Below are 17,142 nucleotides of genomic sequence, written 5' to 3'. Positions count from 1 at the left end.
CCTTTTGGCGAAGCAGGCGTGGAAATCCAAGCGAGATATGTTTAGTCGCGCTCGACATGACCCAAGATCGTGGCAGTGCGCCCTATACCTACGCCGACGCGGGCGTTTCCATCGCCGGCGGAAACGCGCTGGTTCGCGCCATCGCGCCCCTCGCCCGCGCGACGCGCCGACCGGGGGCGGATGCGGATCTGGGCGGCTTTGGCGGATTTTTCGATCTGCGCGCCGCCGGGTTCCAGGATCCGTTGCTCGTCGCGGCCAATGATGGCGTCGGCACCAAGCTGAAGCTAGCGATCGAGCATGATCGGCATGAGGGCGTGGGCATTGATCTTGTCGCGATGTGCGCCAACGATCTGATCGTGCAGGGCGCGGAGCCGTTGTTCTTCCTCGATTATTACGCGACCGGCCGGCTGAACAATGCCGTGGCCGAACGTGTCGTCGCCTCGATCGCGGAAGGGTGCCGGATCGCCGGATGCGCGCTGATCGGCGGCGAAACGGCGGAAATGCCGGGCATGTATGTCGAGGGGGATTATGATCTCGCCGGCTTCTGCGTCGGGGCGGTGGAGCGCGCGGCGGTATTGACCGGCACAGCGATCGCGCCGGGCGACGTGATGCTCGGCCTCGCTTCGTCCGGGGTTCATTCGAACGGCTTCTCGCTCGTGCGGCGGCTGGCGGCGGACAAGGGCTGGCGACTCGATCGCCCGGCGCTGTTCGATCAGGATCGCTTGCTGATCGACACGTTGATGGCGCCCACCCGTATCTATGTGAAAAGCCTGCTCCCCTTGCTCCGCGCGCAACGGATCAAGGGGCTCGCGCATATCACCGGCGGCGGCTTGCTGGAAAATATCCCGCGCGTTCTCCCCGCCGGCTGCCATGCGGCGGTCGACGCCGATGCCTGGCCGCAGCCGATGCTGATGGCGTTCCTCCAGGCGCAGGGCGCGATCGAGCCGGAGGAAATGGCGCGCACCTTCAACTGCGGCATCGGCATGGTGGCGATCGTCGCCGCCGATGCGGCGGATGCGATCACAACCGAGTTGGAGGCAGCGGGCGAAACCGTCTTGCGCATCGGCGCCGTCGAAGCCGGGGAACGCGGATGCACCGTGCGCGGGAGCGCCGAAACATGGAGCGCGCGCGCCGCCTGGACGGCGACGCATCACGCATGAGCTGCCGGGCATGAGCACCCCCGCGAAAGTCGCGATCCTTGTCTCCGGGCGCGGATCGAACATGCAGTCGCTGGTGAAGGCGGCGGGGGATGCCTATCAGGTTGTCATCGTCGCCTCGGATCGGCCGGATGCCGCCGGGCTTGGCTGGGCGCGCGAACACGGCGTCCCCACGTTCGCGCTCGCCCCCAAGGGCATCGGCAAGGCGGCCTATGAAGCGGCGCTGGATGGCGCGCTGAAAGCGGCGGGGGCCGAATATATCGCGCTTGCCGGCTATATGCGGCTGCTCTCGGATCAGTTCGTGGCGGGGTGGCGCGGGCGGATCGTCAACATCCATCCTTCGCTCCTGCCCAAATACAAGGGGCTGGATACCCATGGCCGCGCGATCGCGGCGGGGGATGCCGAGGCGGGCTGTTCGGTCCATATCGTCACCGAGGAACTCGATGGCGGCGCAGTGCTTGGGCAGGCGCGCGTGCCGATCCTTCCCGGCGACGATGCGGAGGCGCTCGCCGCGCGCGTGCTGGCGGAGGAACATCGGCTCTATCCGCGCGTCCTGACGGAATGGCTGACGAGGTGAATATCGAGCCTTTGCTGGCTCGTGTACGCGAAATCGCGCTGGCGCTACCCGCGTCGGCGGAACGGGCAAGCCACGGCGCGCCCGGATTCCATATCGAAAAGGGCAAATTCTTCGCCTATTTCTGGCATAATCATCACGGCGACGGTGAAACCGTGGTGATCGTCAAGACCTCCGATCGCGAGGAACAGGCGATGCTGATCGAGATGGACCCCGATTGCTATTTCCGCCCCGCCTATCTCGGCCCCTATGGCTGGGTGGCGATGCGGCTGGATCGCGCGGATACCGATTGGGATCGCATCGGGGATCGCATCGCGCGAAGCTGGGAACTGATCGCGCCACGCCGCTTGCTGGAAATGGGGGGAAGATGAGCGAAACCGCCGATCAGGCCGCGACGCGCCGTCGCTGGATCACGCTTGCCGAGCTGGTCGCGGTGGCGGGGATGCTGATCGGCGCGGGCACGCTCTATCTCAACTGGTCCGGTCGCCGCGCCGACGATGCGGCACGCGCCGCGCAGACGGCCAGCACCGATCGCGCGCATGGCATCGTCACGCTGATTGGCAAGGTCGCGGACGGTGGCCGCACGCTGACGCTGGCTGACGGCGACCGCAATTTCAGCGCGGCGACCGTCTCCTTCCCCAAGGCGCTGGGCGTTTCGCCGCAGGATGCGCTCCCCGGCCCGCGGATCGCGAGCGACTGGTTCGCGGACGCCCTGCTCAAGGCCACCGACGGCAGCGAGGCCCGCACCGGGCGCCTCCCCGTGCTGATCGCCGCAAGCTGGTGGGACGGCGACACAAGCCGCACCGAGACCGCGCTCTACGACGTGCTGTGGCGCACCGAAGGCCGCTTCCTGCGCGGCCGCAAGCTGGTGCTCACCGGCCTCACGCTTACATCGCGCAGCGGATCGCCCGCAGCGCTGGAGGCGGCATGGCAGCGCAAGCGACCGGGGAAATAGGCGGTCGGCTGTTTGGCGCGCGGAAACGTCGGCTTGCGTCGCAGTTGTGCGCGTTCAGCGATGCAACGCCCAAGCTCGAAACCGGTCAATCACGGTAGGCTTGCGGAGTAGGCGCCTCGCATCTGGCACCGGAATAGCGAGCAAATAGCTAATTTCTTCAACGGATATGTTCGGTCGTTCGCGCCGCAAATCCTCCGCTGTCCATACCAACGCTGGTGAAAACGGATCGAGAAATGTCCATTGATCGCCCATTGTCCTACCGAACAGCAGAACCCGCTCATAAGTGAGGAACTCGTCGGGCCACTTCCCATGTTCCTGGATTTCGCTCACCGTCGCCGGTTCAAGCCGGCGGAGGTAGAAGTTATCGTAGATGCGCTCATCCTGCGCGATCAGCCAGTTCTGCCCGCACTTGTTGCAGGCAGACACATAAAGCCACCACTGATTGCCCCCGTGCTCCTGAACTCGGTCGAGGGAGGCGAATATGCGCTCATCCAATCCGTCCCCACCCATTGGCACGACAGCGAGCGCCGGCAGAGATGCGCAATAGCACGTGACAATCTTCGGCGGTTGATTGCTCATGGCAAGTGCATACCGTGGCTGGCAAGCAGCAGCTATCGGCTTTCGCACCCGTGAAGCTGACGGTCGCAAATCCACCCAATACCACCCCCTCCCCCTTCCAACCAAACCGCCATCACCCCGCCAGCGCCGCCGCCATCCTTGGCACCACCGCCTCGAATGCCTTGATCGGGCGGATCATCACCTTGAACCCGGTGAACCGGCCATCCGCATCCCACGCGATGATATCGACGCCGTTGACGTATTTGCCGTCCACGGCGCATTCGAATTCCAGCACTGCGGACCGCTCGCCGCGCCATTCGCCGACATAGCGAAATTCCTTGCCGCCCAGCACCTCGGCGGCGGCGAGGAGATATTTCATCGTCAGCGCCTTGCCCTTTTGCGGCGTGTGGACCGCCGGGCTTTGAAACACGCAATCCTCATGGAGCAACGCGGCCAGCCGCTCCGCCGATGGCGCGCGCATATAATCATGCCAGCCCGCGATCGGATCGGGCGCCGCCATCACTCCATCCCCGGATAGGTGGCGAATTCGGGCAGGTCGCCCATGCCTTTCATCCAGCCCAGCCGATGCCGGACCATGATCTGCGCCCCCGGCGGAAACGCCTCGGGATCGTCCATCGTGCCGGACTGGATATCGACGATCCCCGGCAGCGCAACCGGGTTACGGTAGAACAGCCCGGTGCCGCACGCCGCGCAAAACTCACGCGTCGCATTCTCCGACGAGTGATAGGCCCGCGTCTCGCCCGCGATCACCACCGCATCATCGTCAAACGCGATCCAGCCGACCATCGGCGCGCCGGACCAGCGGCGGCAATCGTCGCAATGGCACAAGGCATGATGCTTCGGCTCGCCCTCGGCGCGCCAGGTCACCGCGCCGCAATGGCATTTGCCCGTGATCGACATGCGATTCTCTCCTGCCAGTGTTTTTATTTTGTTCTCACGAACCGCGTCGCGCCGCAAGCCCCTTTGATCGCGCGCCCTCGCCCAAAGCGCGCTTGCTCCGCGAGGCTTCGTTCCCTACCTGTTCGATGGTGACCGTACCAGTATCGCCCCCAGACGAACCGCCCTATCTCACCGGGCTTAACGCGCCGCAGCGTGATGCGGTGTTGACCACCGACGGCCCCGTCCTCGTCCTCGCCGGCGCGGGCACGGGCAAGACGGCGGCGCTGACCGCGCGGCTCGCGCATCTGTTGTGGACGCGCCGGGCCTATCCTTCCGAAATCCTCGCCGTCACCTTCACCAACAAGGCGGCGCGGGAAATGAAGGAACGCGTCGGGCGGCTGGTGGGCGATGCGGTGGAGGGGATGCCGTGGCTCGGCACGTTCCATGCGATCGGGGCGAAGATGCTGCGCCGCCATGCCGAGCTGATCGGGCTGCAATCAAACTTCACGATCCTCGACACCGACGATCAGTTGCGGCTGCTGAAACAGCTCATCGCCGCCGCCGGGATTGACGAGAAGCGTTTCCCCGCGAAGCAAGCCGCCGGGCTGATCGACGAATGGAAGAACAAGGGCCTCACCCCGCGCGACATCGACGCCGGGGAGAGCGAGCGTTACGGCAACGGCCGCGGCGGCGAGCTTTATCAGCAATATCAGGATCGGCTGAGGGCGGTGAACGCCTGCGATTTCGGCGATCTGCTGCTCCACGCGCTGACCATCCTCAGGACCAATCGCGACGTGCTGGCGCATTATCAGCAGCGCTTCCGCTACATCATGGTAGACGAATATCAGGATACCAACAGCGTCCAGTATCTCTGGCTGCGGCTGCTGGCGCAGGAGCGGCGCAATATCTGCTGCGTTGGCGATGACGATCAGTCGATCTATTCGTGGCGCGGCGCGCAGGTGGAGAATATCCTGCGGTTCGAACGCGATTTTCCCGGCGCGAAGGTGATCCGGCTGGAGCAGAATTATCGCTCCACCCCGCATATCCTGGGCGCCGCCGGGGGCGTGATCGCCAATAACAGCGGGCGGCTCGGCAAGACCTTGTGGACCGATATCGACGCGGGCGAGAAGGTCCGCGTTATCGGCGTGTGGGACGGGCCGGAGGAGGCGCGCCGCGTCAGCGACGAGATCGAGGTGGCGCAGCGCGGCGGCAAGAGCCTGGACGACATGGCGATCCTCGTCCGCGCGCAGCATCAGACACGCGAGTTCGAGGATCGCTTCATCGCGATCGGCCTGCCCTATCGCATCGTCGGCGGTTTCCGCTTTTACGAGCGCGCCGAAATCCGCGACGCGCTCGCCTATCTGCGCGTCGTCAACCAGCCGGCGGACGATCTCGCGTTCGAGCGGATCGTCAACACGCCCAAGCGCGGGCTGGGCGACAAGGCGCTCGCGCGGCTCCATCAACTGGCCCGCGCCGACGGGATACCACTGAGCGCCGCTGCCGCGCGCATCCTCGACACCGACGAACTGACCCCGCAGGCACGCCGCGCGCTGGGCAGCTTCGTGGGCGATATCGCGCGCTGGCGCGAGATGGCGTGCGATCTCTCCCACCCCGATCTCGCGCGGCAGATTCTCGACGAGAGCGGCTATACCGCGATGTGGCAGGCCGAGAAATCGACCGAGGCGGCGGGGCGGCTGGAAAACCTCAACGAACTCACCCGCGCCATGGAGGAATATGAAAGCCTTGGCGCATTCCTCGAACATGTCAGCCTCGTCATGGATAATGAGGGCGCGCGCGCGGAGGCGAAGGTGACGATCATGACGATCCACGCCGCCAAGGGGCTGGAATTCGACACGGTGTTCCTCGCCGGGTGGGAGGAAGGCATCTTCCCCTCGCAGCGCGCGCTGGACGAGGGCGGCGTGCGCAGCTTGGAGGAGGAGCGCCGGCTCGCCTATGTCGCGATCACGCGCGCGCGCCGCCGTGCAACGATCCTTCATGCCGCCAATCGCCGTATCTACGGCCAGTGGACCTCCTCGATCCCGTCGCGCTTCGTGGAGGAACTGCCCGGCGATCATATCGAGCAGGAAACCACCATGTCGGGCGGCGCGAGCCTGTGGCGCGCCAACTGGTCCGAACGGGGCGATCCCTTCGCCGAGGTTTCGCGCGGCACCGGGCGCGGCCCCGGCTGGCAGCGCGCGGCGGGCAATCTGGGAACGAAGCCCGGCGGCGAATGGAAAAGCCGCACCTTCACGCGCGAGCCGACCCGCGTGGTGGAAAGTCGTTCGCCATCGGTGAGCCTCGGCAACAAGGGGCGCAGCGATCTGTCTGTCGGGATGAGGGTGTTTCATCAGAAATTCGGCCCCGGCGAGATCGTCGAGATCGAAGGCAACAAGCTGGAGATCGAATTCGAACACGCCGGGCGCAAGCGCGTGATGGACAGTTTCGTCACCACCAGCGCGTGATTTTCCTTTTTCCGCGCCGTTCAGGAAAGATACGTTCGGCGCGCAATAATTTGCTTTCGCCCGATCCTGGGCAAGGGAGGTCTTCGAGAATGCTTACCCGGATTTTAGGCGCGGCGCTTGTCGCCGCCAGCGTCACCGCCGCGATGCCCGCGCTGGCGCAATCCTCCGCCGATGAAGCACGGTTTCGCGCGGCGCAGGATCGTTTCGGGCGCGAGCTTGACCTGTTTCGTCAGGAATATGATCGCTACATCCAGATTTCGCGGCGCAATCCGGGCGGTTATCCACCCCCGCCGCCGCGCGTCGACAACGGTTATAATCCCAATGACGGGTGGCGCGACGAGAACGGCTATGATCCCACGCGTTACTATCGCGGGGGCGCGCAATATCGCGAACGCGCGATGGGCGCGGACGAGCGCGTCTATTCCGGCAACGACGGTCGCTATTATTGCAAGCGCAGCGACGGCACCACCGGGCTGGTGGTCGGCGGCGCGCTGGGCGGCATCCTGGGCAATGTGATTGACGGCGGGCGCAGCCGCATCGTCGGCACGCTGCTGGGCGGCGCGGCGGGCGCGCTCGCGGGCAAGTCGATCGACCAGAAGAACTCGTCGCTCCGCTGCCAGTAAACGCACAAGGCCCCGGATGCGGCATTGGCGGCATCCGGGGCCGCGCCCCGTTTCAGCAAGGATATCGCCGCGTCTTCAGGGCAGCGGCGAAACGCTCACCGCTCGATCGCGAGCAACGTCACGCCGGCGTAACGCGCCTCGGACGGATCGAACAACGCGGATGCCTCGAAGCGGCGCGGGGTCATCCGCAAGCCGCCAAGCCCGGCGATCTTGAACGCGCCGATCTTCTCCTCGCGCGGCGGCTTGCCGTCGCGATCGAGCGTGATCGCATCGACATATAATTCGCCATGCTTGGTATAAACGACATGCGGCGCGATAGTGATCGCACCGCGATTGTAGGTCGCCGCCAGCGCCTGGCGCTTGACGATAGCCTCGAACACGACCGGCATACCCGCCGGGGGGGCGGATGCCACGCGATCCTCCTCGGAATTGAGCTTCATGCCGGTCATATTAATTGCCCTGCTGCGATGCAGCAATAACCTTTGCCAGCTAATTTTGTTGCTCGCCCAATAAGCCGCTGGCTCAAATAGACCATTTGCAGCGCCCGCAACCGGCTGCCCGATGCGGTAAGCCGGGCCAAGACGGTGCATCGGCGATACGCCTCTCCCAAAAAAAAGCGGCGCGCCGAGCGATTGCGATGATCGCGATCGGCGCTATCGGTGTTCACATGCACGACGGCCTTCCCTATCCGCGGCGTTATCTCGCGATCGCCGCCATGTCGTTCGGCTCGGCGCTGGTCGTGATCGACGGCGGTGTCGCCAATGTCGCGCTGCCGACGATCGCGCGCGATCTGGGGGTAGCGCAAAGCTCGGTCGTATCGGTCGTCACCGTCTATCAGGTGATGCTGGTGATGCTGATGCTGCCCTTTTCCGGGCTGGGTGAGCGGATCGGGCTGAAACGCACCTATCAGGCCGGGCAACTGATCTTCACGGTCGCGACGCTCTTGTGTTTCTTCGCCAAAAGCCTGCCCTTCCTGCTGATCGTGCGCGCGGTGCAGGCGACGGGCGCGGCGGCGGTGCTGAGCGTAGCCTCCGCGCTGATCCGGCAAATCTATCCCGCCAATCAGCTTGGGCGCGGGCTGGCGATCAATTCGGTGGTGGTGACGAGTTCAGCCGCCGCCGCGCCCACCATCGGCGGCCTGGTGCTGGCATTCGCGCCATGGCCGTGGGTGTTTGCCAGCGCGATTCCCTTTGCGTTGCTCAGCCTCGCGCTGGGCCGCGCGATTCCCGATCCCAGGCCAAGCCATGCGACGTTCGACGTTCCCGGCGCGGTGATGTGCGCGGCGATGTTCGGGCTGATTATCGGCGGGCTGGAAAGCGGCGTCCATGGCGACAGCCCGGTGGTGTCCGCCGCGATCGCGCTCACCGGCGTCGCGGTGGGCGTATATTTCATCCGGCGCGAGCGTAGCGCGGCAAAGCCGATCCTGCCGATCGACCTGCTGGCGCGCCCGGTGCTGGGGTTGAGCGCGCTCGGCGGGTTCCTCGCCTTCACCGCCTCGATGACGCTGCTGGTCTCCACCCCGTTCCGCCTTCAGGCGCTGGGCTTTTCGGCAGCCGCGATCGGGGCGGCGATCGCGCCCTGGCCGATGACCAATATGATCGTCTCGCCGCTGGCGGGCTATCTGTCCGATCGTATTCCTGCCGGAATCCTCGGCGGGATCGGCATGGCGATTTCGATCACGGCGTTGACGCTGATCGCGTTCATGCCGGTGCATCCGAGCTATTTCGACATCGCGTGGCGCATGGCGCTGTGCGGTTCGGGGTTCGGGCTTTATCTGCCACCCAATGCGCGGCTGATTATCGGCTCCGCCCCGCGCGAGCGCGCCGCCGCCGCTGGCGGGCTCGTCTCCACCGTGCGCCTGACCGGCCAGACGACGGGGGCGACGCTGGTTGCAGCACTGCTCGCTTATGGCGTCGGTTCGGGCAACGTGCCGCCGCTGATCTCCGCCGGTCTCGCGCTGGTTGCCGGGCTGTGCAGCGTCGCGCGGCTGCGCCCTTCGATCCGCAATCCATCGCTCGCCGAAACACGGGACGAAATCCCGACGTTGCGCCAGACCCGTTATTGAGCCGACACCGCTTAGTGGAGCGGGACGATCACTTCGTCAGGATGTGCGACGTTCAGTTCGCGACGCACCAGTTCATCAACCATATCGGGATTGGCGTGGCGCGGATCGAGCAACGCGACACGATTGCGCAGCATCTGCCGGCGCTGATCGAGTTGCGCATAATCGCGCTCGCGCTTTACCAGTTGCCGCTTGTAATCGCCGAGCGCGAGCACGCCATTCGGCCCCGCCACGGCATAGATGCCGAAGAACGCCATGACCGTGAGCGCGGCGGCCGGAAGGGCCGCGCGCTTCAGTGTGACGAGAAAGGTTGACGGCCGGCGACGCATTAACGAGCTTTGTCGCGCGGAACCGGCCGTTATTCAAGTTGTTTCAGCGGTTCCGAAGCACATCACGGCCAGCGTAGCGCGCGACATGGCCGAGTTCTTCCTCGATCCGGATCAACTGATTGTATTTCGCCAGCCGGTCCGAGCGCGCGAGGCTGCCGGTCTTGATCTGGCCGCAGTTCGTGGCGACAGCGAGATCGGCGATCGTCGCATCCTCCGTTTCGCCCGAACGATGGCTCATCACCGCGGTATAGCCCGCCCGCTCGGCGATGCGGATCGCCTCCAGCGTTTCGGTCAGCGTGCCGATCTGGTTGACCTTTACCAGCAATGAATTGGCAAGCCCGCGCGAGATGCCGTCCTTCAGCCGCTTCGGATTGGTCACGAACAGATCGTCGCCAACGAGTTGCACCTTGCCGCCAACCGCGTCGGTGAGCGCCTTCCACCCTTCGAAATCGTCCTCGGCCATACCGTCCTCGATCGACAGGATCGGATAGCGCGCGACGAGATCGGCGAGATAATCCGCCATCGCGTGCGGATCGAGCGTCTTGCCCTCGCCAGCGATAACATACTTGCCGTCCTTGAAGAATTCGGTCGCGGCGCAATCCAGCGCCAGCATCACGTCCTCGCCCGGCTTGTAGCCCGCGCGCTCGATCGAGGTCATGATGAAATCCAGCGCATCGGTGGTGCTGGCAAGGTTGGGCGCGAAGCCGCCTTCGTCGCCCACCGCCGTCGCCAGGCCCTTTTCATGCAGGCCTTTCTTGAGCGTATGGAAGATCTCCGCGCCGCAGCGCACCGCGTCGACGATGTTCTCCGCGCCGACCGGCATCACCATGAATTCCTGAAAATCAATCGGATTGTCAGCATGTTCGCCGCCATTGATGATATTCATCATCGGCACCGGAAGGACGTGCGCCGCCGGGCCGCCGACATAGCGATATAGCGGCAGGCCCCGCGCGTCCGCCGCCGCCTTCGCCACGGCAAGGCTGACGCCGAGGATCGCGTTGGCGCCGAGCCGGCCCTTGTTCTCGGTACCGTCCAGTTCGATCAGCGCATGATCGAGTTCCATCTGGTCTTCGGCATCGAAGCCGACGATGGCCTCGGCGATCTCGCCATTGACGTTATCCACCGCCTGATCGACGCCCTTGCCGAGCCAGCGCGCCTTGTCGCCGTCGCGCTTCTCCACCGCCTCATGCGCGCCGGTCGAGGCGCCGGAGGGGACCGCTGCGCGCCCGAAGCTGCCATCCTCCAGCAGCACGTCCACCTCGACGGTTGGGTTGCCTCGGCTGTCGAGGATGGCGCGGCCATGAACGTCGATGATTGCTGTCACGAAACGATCCTTCTACGATGGAGAGAATTGCGGTTCGCGCTGCCTCTAACCGTGCCGCCGCCGGGCCGCAATTCACGATGGAACCTCCGCGCATGGGACGGGGTTGTCATGGTGACCAAGGAAGGATTTCAAAGATGGCCGATACCCCGCTCAAGCCCATGACCGACCAAGACGCGGCGCCCGCGTCCGGCGAGGCCGCGGCGCAAGCGGTCGATTCGCTCAAGAACGGCGATGGCAGCCGCTTTTCCGGCGCGAAACAGGCACTGACGGACAATACCGCCAAATTCCGCGAACAGGCCGGCGATAAGGCGCGTGGGATGGCGGAGGATGGCAAGGCGCGCGCATCCAGCGCGCTTGGCCAGTTTTCGCAACTGCTGTCGGATGCCGCCGGGCAAGTCGACGAAAAGCTGGGCGAGCAATATGGCGACTATGCCCGAAGCGCCGCGGGAAAGGTGCAGGACATTTCGTCGCAACTCAACGACAGGAGCGTGGACGAACTGATCGACAGCGCACGCGAACTGGTGCGCAAAAGCCCCGGCGTCGCGATCGGCGCGGCGGCGGCGGTCGGCTTCGTTGTCGCCCGCCTGCTAACCGCCGGGCTGGACCAGCGCGATCGGGCCTGACGCGTGGCGGAGGGGGATCGCCCGACTGTCGACGCCGGGATCGCTGACCTCGTGGGCCAGCTTGCCGGCGATGCGCGGGAAGTGGCCAGCGCCGAAATCGGCCTGATGAAAGCGCGCGTCACCACCAGCATCGCGCGCTTTCGCGATGCCGCGATCCTGTTCGCGGCGGCTGCGGTGCTCGCGCTCGCCGCGCTGATCGCGCTGCTCGTCGGGCTGATCGGCACGATCGCCCCCTATACCGGCACCGGGCTAGCCACCGCGATCGTTTGCGGCGCGGCGTTGCTGATCGCGGCGATGCTTGCGCTCCTCGGAAAAAGCAGGCTCGCCCGGCGGATGTCCCGGCCATGAGCGAGCCGACCGCCCTCGATCGCGCCGAGGCCCGCGCCGCCGATGCGCGCGCACGGATGACCGCGACGCTTGGCGCGCTCCAGACGCGGCTTGCCCCGCGCAATGTCGCGCAGGAGGCGATCGGGCGCATCAACGATACCGGCGCGCGCGCGCTCGACGCCGGCGTGGTGGCGGCGAAGCGCCATCCCGGAAAGATCGCTGGCGGCATCGCGCTCCTTGCCGCCTTCCTTGGCCGTCGCCACATCGCCATGCTGATCGACACGGCCCGAAAATCCCGTCGCGACCGCGAGAAACCGGCACCCGCGGCGCGCGTTGAACCAGCCAAACACCCGCCTCGCGCGGAAAGGACAGAGAGATGACCGACGCCCCCACCGAAACCGCTCACGGCAAGTTGCGCGATGGGCTCGATTCCGCGCGCGGAAAAGCCTCATCGGCGCTGGAAAACGCCCGTACCCGCGCCAGCGGCGCCGTGGAAACGTCGCGCGATCGCGCCCGCAGCGCCGCACAGCGCACCGCCGAAACGGTTGAGGCCAATCCCATCGGCGTGATCGTCGGCGGGCTGGCGCTCGGCGCGCTGGTCGCGGCGGTCATCCCGCGCGGCAAACGCGAGAAGGAATTGCTCGCGCCGATCGGCAAGCGGGTCGGCGCCACCGCGGCCTCGGCGATCGCCGCCGCCAAGAGCGCGGGCAAGAGCGAACTCGATTCGCTCGGGATCAACAAGGAAGCCGCGCGCAGCCAGGCGAAGTCGCTGCTCGACGGGCTGGTCAAGGCCGCCGCATCCGCCGGCAATGCCGCCGCCAAAGCGGGCAAAGAGGAGGCGGGGTCGCATTGACCCCTTCCCTTCCGCATCCCCTCGGGTCTAGGGCGCAGCCATGAGCAAGCTTCACCTCGTCTTCGGCGGCCGTGTCGCCGATCCGCGTACCCTTGAGTTCGAAGATCTGTCGTCGATCGACATCGTCGGCGTCTTTCCGGATTATGCCAGCGCCGAAAAGGCATGGCGCGCATCCGCGCAGCGCACGGTCGACGATGCCGAAATGAAATATGTGGTGGTTCACCTCCACCGCCTGCTCGAGCCGGATCTGCTCAAGCCCGGCACCGCTGGCTGATCGCGCCCTAACCCTTCCGCAACTTCTCTGCCTCCGTCACGGAGAAGGCGGCGCGCGGCGCTGCCCGCGTGCACCGCAAGACGCGGGCGAGCATACCGACCCAAACCAAAACACCGCCTTCGCTCACAAGCAAAGGCGGTGTTTTTTCATGTCACGGCGAATGGGGCCGCGCCAGCGGCGGCACGTTCAGATGAATTCGATGCTCGCCACAACATAATAGCGGTCGCCCGCCGGCACAGACACTTCGACCTCGTCGTCAACGCTGCGCCCGATCAGCGCGCGGCCAAGCGGGGAATTGTAGCTGATCCGCCCCGTTTTCGCGTCCGCCTCGGTCTGCCCGACGATCTGATAGCGAACGGGCTTGTCCGCGTCGTCGAGCAGCGTCACCGTCGCGCCGAACACCACCTTGTCGCCCGAAAGCTCCTTCGGGTCGATGATCTGCGCGCGCGCGAGCTTGTCTTCGATGTCGCCGATCAGCGCCTCGACCTGCCCCTGCCGCTCTTTCGCCGCGTGATATTCGGCGTTTTCCGAAAGATCGCCGTGCGCCCGCGCTTCCTCGATCGCATCAACGATCAGCGGACGCTCCGCTTTCAGGCGCTTCAGATCAGCACTGAGCTTCTCATAGCCCTCCTGGAGCATCGGCATCTTCTCTACCGTCGCCATCACGCAATCCCTTCGTCAAAACCCCTTCGTCAGCGGCCTTTTACCAACCGCTTCGCACCGTCCTGCAATGTCGGGGATCAATTGTGCGACTGCGAATAATAAGACTGCAACGGCCTGACTTCAAGATTGCGCATCGCCGAACTGGCAATTGCCTTCGCCACTTCGATGCAGGCGGGCGCGGTGGTGAAATACGGAATCTTCTGCGCCAGCGCGGACGCGCGGATCGGCTGAGAATCCTTCAGGCTCTGCCAGCCTTCCGTGGTGTTGAAGATCAGCGCGATCCCGCCATCCTTGATCCGGTCCACGATATGCGGGCGCCCCTGCGCGACCTTGTTCACCCGCTCCACCGGCAGGCCGGCTGCTTCGAGGTGATCGGCCGTCCCGCCCGTCGCCACGATGGTGAAGCCCACATCGACCAGTTCCCGCACCGCCGGCACGATATGCGCCTTGTCGCCATCCTTCACGCTGACGAACGCCGCGCCCGATGTCGGCAACACCGTGCTCGATCCGAGCTGCGATTTGGCGAACGCCGTGGTGAAATCGCTGGCGATTCCCATCACTTCGCCGGTTGATTTCATTTCCGGCGACAAGACCGGATCAACGCCGGGGAAGCGATTGAACGGGAACACCGCTTCCTTCACCGCGAAATAATCAATGTCGCGGTCAATCTTCGGCAGGTCGCGCAGTTTCTCCCCCGCCATCACGCGGCTGGCGATCTTGGCGATCGGGGCGCCGATCGCCTTGGCGACGAACGGCACGGTGCGGCTGGCGCGCGGGTTTACCTCGATCAGATAGACCTTGCCATCCTTCACCGCGAACTGGATGTTCATCAGCCCGCGCACGTTGAGCCCGCGCGCCAGCGCTTCGGTCTGGCGCTCGGTCTCGGCGATTACGTCCGCGCTCAGCGAATAAGGCGGGATCGAACAGGCGCTGTCGCCCGAATGGACCCCCGCTTCCTCGATATGCTGGAGCACGCCCGCAACCACGACATCATCGCCGTCGCAGATCGCATCCACATCCACCTCAATCGCGTCGCGCAGATACTGGTCGATCAAAACCGGCGCATCGCCAGACACTTGCACGGCGGTCTGGATATAATCCTCAAGCTGTGCCGGGCCATCGACGATCTCCATCGCGCGCCCGCCGAGCACGTAGCTCGGGCGCATCAGCACCGGATAGCCGACGCGATCGGCGACGATCAGCGCCTCCTCGCGGCTGCGCGCGATGCCGTTGGCGGGCTGGAGCAGCTTGAGCCGGCTGACCAGCGCCGCGAACCGCTCGCGATCCTCCGCCAGGTCGATCGCATCGGGCGAGGTGCCCAGGATCGGCACGCCCGCCTTCTCCAGCGCGCGCGCCAGATTGAGCGGGGTCTGCCCGCCGAACTGGACGATCACGCCGACCAATTCACCTGTCGACATTTCGACATGTAGAATTTCGAGCACGTCTTCGGCGGTCAGCGGCTCGAAGTACAGCCGGTCGGACGTGTCATAATCGGTCGACACCGTTTCCGGGTTGCAATTGACCATGATCGTCTCGAACCCGGCGTCCGCCAGCGCGAAGCACGCGTGGCAGCAGCAATAATCGAATTCGATCCCCTGCCCGATCCGGTTCGGCCCGCCGCCGAGGATGACGATCTTGCGCCGCTCCGATGGCTGCGCCTCATTCTCCGGCTCGCCGAAGCTGGGCGCCTCATAGGTCGAATACATATACGGCGTCCGCGCGTCGAACTCCGCCGCGCAGGTGTCGATCCGCTTGAACACCGGGCGCACGCCGAGCCGGTGGCGCAGCGCACGCACCTCATCCTCGGTCACGCCGCCGGTCATCGCCACCACCGCCTCGTGGATCAGGCCCGAGCCGCGCGCGATGCCGCGCTCCATCCCGCGCAGATTGGCGGACTGCAACGCCAGCCACGCCAGCCGCTTGTCGGAGAAACCCATCGCCTTCAGCCGGCGCATCCCCGCCGCCTCGATCGGCAGGCCATGCTCCATCACTTCGCGCTCGGCGGCGATGATCTCCGCGATCCGCTCCAGGAACCATGGATCGTATTTGGCGATCGCATGGACTTCCGCGACGGTGAATCCCTCGCGCAAGGCCTGCGCCGCCACAAGCAGCCGGTCCGGCGTCGCCACCGCCAGCGCCGCCTCGATCTCCGCTCGCGGCGCGCCGACGAGGCGATCGACCTGGTTGAAGCCGGAAAGCCCCGTTTCCAGCCCGCGCAACGCCTTCTGCATGGATTCGTGGATATTGCGACCGATCGCCATCACCTCGCCGACCGACTTCATCGCGGTGGAGAGCACCGCCTCCGCGCCCTTGAACTTCTCGAACGCGAAGCGCGGGATCTTGGTGACGACATAGTCGATCGTCGGCTCGAAGCTCGCGGGCGTGGCGCCGGTGATATCGTTCTCGATCTCGTCGAGCGTATAGCCAACCGCCAGCTTCGCCGCGACCTTGGCGATCGGGAAGCCGGTCGCCTTGGAGGCCAGCGCCGACGAACGGCTGACGCGCGGGTTCATCTCGATCACGATCAGCCGGCCATCCTTCGGATTGACCGCGAACTGTACGTTGGAACCGCCTGTTTCCACGCCGATTTCACGCAGCACCGCGATGCTCGCGTTGCGCATGATCTGATATTCCTTGTCGGTCAGCGTCAGCGCCGGCGCGACGGTGATCGAATCGCCGGTATGGACGCCCATCGGATCGACATTCTCGATCGAGCAGATGATGATGCAATTGTCCGCGCGATCGCGGACCACCTCCATCTCATATTCCTTCCAGCCGAGCAGCGACTCCTCGATCAGCACCTCGGTGGTCGGCGAGGCGTCCAGCCCCTTGCGGACGATCTCGATGAATTCCTCGCGGTTATAGGCGACGCCGCCGCCAGTGCCGCCAAGCGTGAACGACGGGCGGATGATCGCCGGCAGCCCGACCTTCTCCAGCCCCGCCAATGCCTCCGCCTCGCTATGCGCAATATGGCTGCGGGCGGATTCGAGCCCGATCTTGTCCATCGCGTCGCGGAACTTGAGGCGATCCTCCGCCTTGTCGATCGCGTCGGCATCGGCGCCGATCATCGTGACGCCGAATTTCTCCAGCGTGCCATCACGGAACAACGCGAGCGCGGTGTTGAGCGCGGTCTGCCCGCCCATCGTCGGCAGCACCGCGTCGGGGCGCTCCTTCGCGATGATCCTGGCGACCACCTCCGGCGTGATCGGCTCCACATAAGTGGCGTCGGCCAGTTCGGGATCGGTCATGATCGTCGCCGGGTTCGAATTGACCAGGACGATGCGATAACCCTCCTCTTTCAGGGCCTTGATCGCCTGCGTGCCCGAATAATCGAACTCGCACGCCTGACCGATAACGATCGGCCCCGCGCCAATGACGAGGATGGAGGAGATGTCGGTGCGTTTTGGCATGGTGTCAGTCAATCCGGCGGAAGGTCAGGCGTTCGTGGCGAGCGGAAG

Annotated in this window: 21 protein-coding genes; 12 read left to right on the top strand and 9 right to left on the bottom strand. The window is 65.4% G+C overall.

The genetic code is table 11. The features are described 5' to 3' along the window. The first annotated feature begins 56 nt into the window (after window positions 1–56). Genes purM through Q0316_RS04030 form a run of 4 tightly spaced genes read left to right on the top strand, consistent with a single transcriptional unit; the run spans window position 57 to window position 2,686 of the window. Window positions 57–1,160: a phosphoribosylformylglycinamidine cyclo-ligase gene (purM, locus tag Q0316_RS04045; RefSeq protein ID WP_298670010.1), complete on the top strand. Its 1,104-nt coding sequence runs from the start codon at window positions 57–59 to the stop codon at window positions 1,158–1,160. 10 nt (window positions 1,161–1,170) lie between these two features. Then, window positions 1,171–1,734 (top strand): phosphoribosylglycinamide formyltransferase, encoded by a 564-nt coding sequence (purN, locus tag Q0316_RS04040; protein ID WP_298670008.1) that lies wholly within the window; start codon window positions 1,171–1,173, stop codon window positions 1,732–1,734. Then, window positions 1,719–2,102, top strand: a complete 384-nt coding sequence (locus Q0316_RS04035) for an MmcQ/YjbR family DNA-binding protein (RefSeq protein WP_298670006.1) — start codon at window positions 1,719–1,721, stop codon at window positions 2,100–2,102. Before purN ends, Q0316_RS04035 begins: the two co-directional genes overlap by 16 nt. Further along, window positions 2,099–2,686 (top strand): hypothetical protein, encoded by a 588-nt coding sequence (locus Q0316_RS04030; protein ID WP_298670004.1) that lies wholly within the window; start codon window positions 2,099–2,101, stop codon window positions 2,684–2,686. The genes Q0316_RS04035 and Q0316_RS04030 overlap by 4 nt, the downstream gene beginning before the upstream one ends. Before the next feature lie 54 nt (window positions 2,687–2,740). Here Q0316_RS04030 and Q0316_RS04025 read toward each other — a convergent pair whose 3' ends face one another. The 3 genes from Q0316_RS04025 to Q0316_RS04015 all read right to left on the bottom strand — a co-directional run bounded on the left by Q0316_RS04025 (window position 2,741) and on the right by Q0316_RS04015 (window position 4,165). After that, window positions 2,741–3,265 (bottom strand): hypothetical protein, encoded by a 525-nt coding sequence (locus Q0316_RS04025; protein WP_298670002.1) that lies wholly within the window; start codon window positions 3,263–3,265, stop codon window positions 2,741–2,743. A gap of 112 nt (window positions 3,266–3,377) precedes the next feature. Further along, window positions 3,378–3,764, bottom strand: coding sequence for a nuclear transport factor 2 family protein (locus Q0316_RS04020; protein ID WP_298670000.1), 387 nt, complete (start codon window positions 3,762–3,764; stop codon window positions 3,378–3,380). Continuing rightward, complete coding sequence (locus Q0316_RS04015) at window positions 3,764–4,165, bottom strand: GFA family protein (protein ID WP_298669998.1); 402 nt, start codon at window positions 4,163–4,165, stop codon at window positions 3,764–3,766. The genes Q0316_RS04020 and Q0316_RS04015 overlap by 1 nt, the downstream gene beginning before the upstream one ends. A gap of 125 nt (window positions 4,166–4,290) precedes the next feature. On the opposite strand from Q0316_RS04015, the gene Q0316_RS04010 reads away from it, so the two are divergent. Together Q0316_RS04010 and Q0316_RS04005 are read left to right on the top strand one after the other, a co-directional pair. Beyond that, window positions 4,291–6,606, top strand: a complete 2,316-nt coding sequence (locus Q0316_RS04010) for an ATP-dependent helicase (protein ID WP_298669996.1) — start codon at window positions 4,291–4,293, stop codon at window positions 6,604–6,606. Window positions 6,607–6,695: 89 nt separating this feature from the next. Beyond that, window positions 6,696–7,229 carry a glycine zipper 2TM domain-containing protein gene (locus Q0316_RS04005; protein WP_298669994.1) on the top strand — a complete coding sequence of 178 codons (534 nt, stop codon included), beginning with the start codon at window positions 6,696–6,698 and terminating at the stop codon, window positions 7,227–7,229. A gap of 95 nt (window positions 7,230–7,324) precedes the next feature. Here the strand turns inward: Q0316_RS04005 and Q0316_RS04000 are convergent, their stop codons facing one another. Together Q0316_RS04000 and Q0316_RS03995 are read right to left on the bottom strand one after the other, a co-directional pair. Next, entirely contained in the window at window positions 7,325–7,669 is a 345-nt protein-coding gene (locus Q0316_RS04000) for a hypothetical protein (protein WP_298669992.1), read from the bottom strand. Between the two features lie 5 nt (window positions 7,670–7,674). Then, entirely contained in the window at window positions 7,675–7,896 is a 222-nt protein-coding gene (locus tag Q0316_RS03995; protein ID WP_298669990.1) for a hypothetical protein, read from the bottom strand. Between Q0316_RS03995 and Q0316_RS03990 the strand changes: the two genes are divergently transcribed. Then, window positions 7,897–9,294, top strand: coding sequence for an MFS transporter (locus Q0316_RS03990; protein ID WP_298669988.1), 1,398 nt, complete (start codon window positions 7,897–7,899; stop codon window positions 9,292–9,294). An 11-nt stretch (window positions 9,295–9,305) separates the two neighbouring features. Here Q0316_RS03990 and Q0316_RS03985 read toward each other — a convergent pair whose 3' ends face one another. Then, window positions 9,306–9,620, bottom strand: coding sequence for a septum formation initiator family protein (locus Q0316_RS03985; protein WP_298669986.1), 315 nt, complete (start codon window positions 9,618–9,620; stop codon window positions 9,306–9,308). Between the two features lie 43 nt (window positions 9,621–9,663). Next, window positions 9,664–10,944 carry a phosphopyruvate hydratase gene (gene eno / locus Q0316_RS03980; RefSeq protein ID WP_298669984.1) on the bottom strand — a complete coding sequence of 427 codons (1,281 nt, stop codon included), beginning with the start codon at window positions 10,942–10,944 and terminating at the stop codon, window positions 9,664–9,666. Window positions 10,945–11,078: 134 nt separating this feature from the next. Between eno and Q0316_RS03975 the strand changes: the two genes are divergently transcribed. The 5 genes from Q0316_RS03975 to Q0316_RS03955 are packed head-to-tail and all read left to right on the top strand — an operon-like array spanning window position 11,079 to window position 13,021. Then, window positions 11,079–11,567 (top strand): hypothetical protein, encoded by a 489-nt coding sequence (locus Q0316_RS03975; protein ID WP_298669982.1) that lies wholly within the window; start codon window positions 11,079–11,081, stop codon window positions 11,565–11,567. Window positions 11,568–11,618: 51 nt separating this feature from the next. Continuing rightward, window positions 11,619–11,915 (top strand): phage holin family protein, encoded by a 297-nt coding sequence (locus Q0316_RS03970; RefSeq protein ID WP_298669980.1) that lies wholly within the window; start codon window positions 11,619–11,621, stop codon window positions 11,913–11,915. Further along, entirely contained in the window at window positions 11,912–12,274 is a 363-nt protein-coding gene (locus tag Q0316_RS03965; RefSeq protein WP_298669978.1) for a DUF3618 domain-containing protein, read from the top strand. Before Q0316_RS03970 ends, Q0316_RS03965 begins: the two co-directional genes overlap by 4 nt. After that, window positions 12,271–12,747, top strand: a complete 477-nt coding sequence (locus tag Q0316_RS03960; protein ID WP_298669976.1) for a hypothetical protein — start codon at window positions 12,271–12,273, stop codon at window positions 12,745–12,747. The genes Q0316_RS03965 and Q0316_RS03960 overlap by 4 nt, the downstream gene beginning before the upstream one ends. Before the next feature lie 40 nt (window positions 12,748–12,787). Then, window positions 12,788–13,021, top strand: a complete 234-nt coding sequence (locus Q0316_RS03955; protein WP_298669974.1) for a DUF4170 domain-containing protein — start codon at window positions 12,788–12,790, stop codon at window positions 13,019–13,021. 186 nt (window positions 13,022–13,207) lie between these two features. Here the strand turns inward: Q0316_RS03955 and greA are convergent, their stop codons facing one another. Together greA and carB are read right to left on the bottom strand one after the other, a co-directional pair. Continuing rightward, window positions 13,208–13,684 (bottom strand): transcription elongation factor GreA, encoded by a 477-nt coding sequence (gene greA / locus Q0316_RS03950; protein ID WP_298669972.1) that lies wholly within the window; start codon window positions 13,682–13,684, stop codon window positions 13,208–13,210. Between the two features lie 77 nt (window positions 13,685–13,761). Then, window positions 13,762–17,094 carry a carbamoyl-phosphate synthase large subunit gene (gene carB / locus Q0316_RS03945; RefSeq protein ID WP_298669970.1) on the bottom strand — a complete coding sequence of 1,111 codons (3,333 nt, stop codon included), beginning with the start codon at window positions 17,092–17,094 and terminating at the stop codon, window positions 13,762–13,764. Window positions 17,095–17,142: the final 48 nt, after the last annotated feature.

The sequence above is a fragment of the uncultured Sphingomonas sp. genome, assembly GCF_937871615.1.
GTDB lineage: Bacteria > Pseudomonadota > Alphaproteobacteria > Sphingomonadales > Sphingomonadaceae > Sphingomonas.
The sequence above is the reverse complement of the archived record's forward strand: the minus strand, read 5'-3'. Positions and strand labels throughout refer to the sequence as shown.